Source organism: Luteibacter sp. P4_E6 (assembly GCF_056401535.1).
Genome location: NZ_JBFUJE010000389.1, coordinates 1 through 3727, shown reverse-complemented (window position 1 = coordinate 3727; position 3727 = coordinate 1). Strand labels below are relative to the sequence as shown.

Genomic DNA, 3727 nt, shown 5'->3' with positions numbered 1-3727 from the left:
GCTATGTCGTGCAGATGGAAAAGGAAGCCACGGCGCTGCTGGACGACCTGTCCGCGCCGCGCCCGGCACCGCGCCGTCGCACCGCCGCGTCGGAAGCCGCTACCTCGCAGGCTGGCTGATCCATGCGCATCGGTTCCCGTCGCGAGGACGATTTCGAGATCAACGTCATTTCGTTGATCGACGTGCTGTTGACCCTGCTGATGTTCTTCGTGCTCAGCACCACCTTCGTCGAGCACTCCCGGCTGAAGGTCAACCTGCCCAAGGCCGACAGCCAGGCGCGCGAGTCCACCGACAACGCGCTCACCCTGGTCGTCGATCGTGACGGCCACTACTCGGTCGGCAGCGACGAAGTGCTGGGCGAGGGCATCGAGCCGCTCAAGGCGACTATCGAGCGTGTCGCCGGTAACGACCGCGATCGCCTCGTGGTGATCCGCGCCGATGCGATGACGCCGCACCAGAACGTGGTTCGCGCGATGGATGCGCTCGGCCAGGTGGGCTTTACCCGACTGTCGATCGCGACCACGCCGAGCGAGACGGGTCCGGCCCGGTGAGCAAGGAAAAAGTCTCGGTCTGGGACGCCAAGACCTGGCAGACCTATAAGCGCCTGCTCGGTTACACGCGGCGGTTCCGCACGGCGGGCCTCATTGCCATTGTCGGCATGATCATCGACCCGGTTTGCCTGTCGCTTTTCACGAGCCTGCTGAAGCCATTGATCGACAACCTTTTCGTCGACAAGGATCCGTACACGATCTTCTGGATGCCGATCTGGATCATCGCGATCTTCGCGGTGCGAGGCGTAGCCTCCTACGCGACTGACTACGGCATCGCCTATGTGGGCCGCAACGTGGTGCAGGCCATTCGTGTCGACGTCTTCRCATCCTATCTTCGCCTGCCGGCTACCTTCTTCGCCAAGGAGCCGTCGGGCCAGCAGATCTCGCGCATTACATACACCAGCGAGCAGGTAGCTTCTGCGTCGGCGGATTCGCTCAAGATGGCCGTCACCGAGGGCCTGACCGTCATCGGCATGCTTTGCGTCATGCTGTATTGGAGTGCCTATCTGGCGATGGCGCTGCTCGTTCTGGTGCCCTGCGTGGTGGTTATCGTCACCGTCATCAGCCGCCGCTACCGGAAGATCAGCAAGCGTATCCAGGGCAACATGGGCAGCGTAACCAGCGCTGTCGAGGAAGCCGTCGCGGCGAATCGCGAGGTGCGCATCTACGGTGGGCAGGTGCGCGAAGGCGATCGTTTCGGCGAAATCGCCGACCGCCAGCGCCGTCTCAACCTCAAGGTCTCGGCGACCAGCGCCGCCTCGGGAGCTACCATCCAGACGGTCGGCGCCATGGCGCTTGCCACCCTGGTATTCCTCGGAACGCGCCCAGGCATCATCGAGACGATCACCCCCGGAGTGTTCACGGCCGTGCTCACGGCGATGGGCGCTATGTTGCCGTCGCTGAAGCGTCTGGCCGGAATCCAGGCAAACCTGCAGAAAGGCGTTACCGCCGCCGAGGACTTGTTCACGATCATCGACGAGCCGCCCGAAATCGACACCGGCACGGAAGACCTCGTTCGCACCAAGGGCGACATCCGTTTCGAGAACATCCACCTGGTGTACGAGCGCAACAACCACGTCGCCCTGCGTGGCGTGGATCTGGTCTGCAAGCCCGGTACGGTGACGGCCCTGGTGGGACGCTCCGGTAGCGGCAAGTCCAGCCTGGTCAGTCTGCTGCCGCGTTTCTACCAGCCGACCGAGGGCCGCATCCTCGTCGACGGTCGCGATTACTCGCAGTACACGCTGCCCTCGCTGCGCCGTCAGATCGCCTGGGTGGGCCAGAACGTGGTGCTGTTCGACGACACCGTGGCCGCCAACATCGCCTACGGCGAAATGGCTGGCGCCTCGGAAGCCGACATCACGGCGGCAGCGAAGGCCGCGAACGCCATGGAGTTCATCGAGCGCCTGCCCGAAGGCCTGCAGACGCAGATCGGGCAGGGCGGTAACTCGCTCTCCGGTGGACAGCGCCAGCGTATCGCCATTGCCCGCGCCATTCTCAAGAACGCGCCGATCCTCGTCCTCGACGAGGCGACCAGCGCGCTCGATACCGAGTCGGAACGCCTGATCCAGGACGCGCTCACGCGCCTCATGCGCGACCGCACCACGCTGGTGATCGCCCATCGCCTGTCGACCATCGAGCACGCCGACCAGATCGCCGTCATGGACCAGGGCAGGGTCATCGAGCTCGGCACGCACCGCGAACTGCTCGACATTGGCGGCCAGTATTCGGCCCTGCACCGCATGCAGTTCCACGAGCAAGCGGCGAGCTAAGCGGTGGGCCTCGGCGCCTCACTGCAGCGACATTGGTACGGCGGCGGGAAGCCGCCGCTCTGGACGCGTCCGCTGGAGGTGTTTTACGGGGCTGTTGTGCGGCGTCGTGCGGCAGGCTTTCGCAACGATCCTTCGGCGGTGATTCGGCTTTCCGTACCGGTTGTGGTCGTCGGGAATATCACCATTGGCGGCACCGGCAAAACGCCGCTGATCGTGGCGTTGGCTGAAGCGATGTCGGCGCGGGGTTTCGTTCCGGGTGTCGTGAGTCGCGGCTATGGCGGTAGCGAGCGTGGGCCCTATCTGCTCACCGGCCAGGACGACCCCGCGAAGGTCGGCGATGAGCCGAGCCTGATTCGCCAGAGTGGTGTGCCTGTCGCTATTGGGCGCGAGCGTCCGGAAGCGGCGCAGTTGCTCATAGACGCCGGATGCAATCTCATTCTTGCCGACGATGGATTACAGCATCATCGTCTGGGTCGCGATGTCGAGATCTGTGTGATCGATGGTGAGCGTCGGCTGGGGAACGGACATTTGCTTCCGGCCGGGCCGTTGCGCGAGCCGGYGAGCCGCCTCGCCGATGTCGACTTCGTTGTGGTCAACAGCGGCACGCCAGCCGGGACCGAGATCGCCATGACGCTGGAAGGTGGCATCGCGATCAACATGGCCGACCCGTCGCTTTCCGCACCGCTCAGTGAGTTTGCCGGGCGGCCAGCGCACGCTGTCGCGGGTATCGGCAATCCCGCACGCTTCTTCAGCAGCCTTACGGCGCACGGCATTGCTGTGGATGGCCATCCTTTTGCAGACCACCATGCATTCACCCGCGACGATTTTACTTTCGCCGATGGTTGCCCCGTGCTGATGACGGACAAGGACGCGGTGAAGTGCCGCGACTTCGCACGGGCGAATTGGTGGCGTGTGCCGGTGCGTGCGGTGTTGCCCGAGTCGTTCTACGACGCGATAGCTGCCCGTGTGGGAGCCGCTTCAGCGGCGATAGCCAGGTCGCCGTAACCCCATCGCCGGCATAGCCGGCTCCCACAGAAAAGGCCGACCCGAAGGCCGGCCTTTCATTGAAACACCCAGGCGCTTACTGCACGCGCTGGACGTTACCCTTTTCGTCGACCACCACGATGTCACCCGTGCGGATAGACGAGGCATCGGCGACCTGGACATTCGTGTAACCGCCGCCGCCCATCTTCAGGCGCAGGGTGTAGCTCTCGCTGCCACCGCCCTTGCCGATGGCGTTACCGGCGAAGCCGCCGCCGACCGCGCCGGCGACCGTAGCGACCTTGCGTCCGTTGCCGCGGCCGACCTGGTTGCCCAGGACGCCGCCGGCGATGGCACCGATCACCGCGCCGGCCGTGCCGTGGTCACGGCCCTGGACGACGTTGCGCTCGATGCTCTGCACCACGC

Annotated in this window: 4 protein-coding genes; 3 read left to right on the top strand and 1 reads right to left on the bottom strand. The window is 64.9% G+C overall.

All coding sequences use genetic code 11. The features are described 5' to 3' along the window. The first annotated feature begins 122 nt into the window (after window positions 1–122). From AC1DT2_RS17795 to lpxK, 3 genes are read left to right on the top strand one after another with little or no spacing between them, the layout of a single operon-like run. Window positions 123–551, top strand: coding sequence for an ExbD/TolR family protein (locus tag AC1DT2_RS17795; RefSeq protein ID WP_477297796.1), 429 nt, complete (start codon window positions 123–125; stop codon window positions 549–551). Beyond that, window positions 548–2320, top strand: a complete 1773-nt coding sequence (msbA, locus tag AC1DT2_RS17790; protein WP_477297795.1) for a lipid A export permease/ATP-binding protein MsbA — start codon at window positions 548–550, stop codon at window positions 2318–2320. Before AC1DT2_RS17795 ends, msbA begins: the two co-directional genes overlap by 4 nt. 3 nt (window positions 2321–2323) lie before the next feature. Then, on the top strand, window positions 2324–3325 hold the full coding sequence (gene lpxK / locus AC1DT2_RS17785; RefSeq protein ID WP_477297794.1) for a tetraacyldisaccharide 4'-kinase: 1002 nt from the start codon (window positions 2324–2326) through the stop codon (window positions 3323–3325). Between the two features lie 76 nt (window positions 3326–3401). Here the strand turns inward: lpxK and AC1DT2_RS17780 are convergent. Continuing rightward, window positions 3402–3727, bottom strand: a 326-nt coding sequence (locus tag AC1DT2_RS17780; protein ID WP_477297792.1) for a glycine zipper 2TM domain-containing protein, incomplete at its 5' end; no start/stop codon positions are given.

Bases quoted from the DNA above. Each gene is read 5' to 3' on its own strand.
- AC1DT2_RS17795 (WP_477297796.1), top strand. From the start codon at position 123: ATGCGCATCGGTTCCCGTCGCGAGGACGATTTCGAGATCAACGTCATT.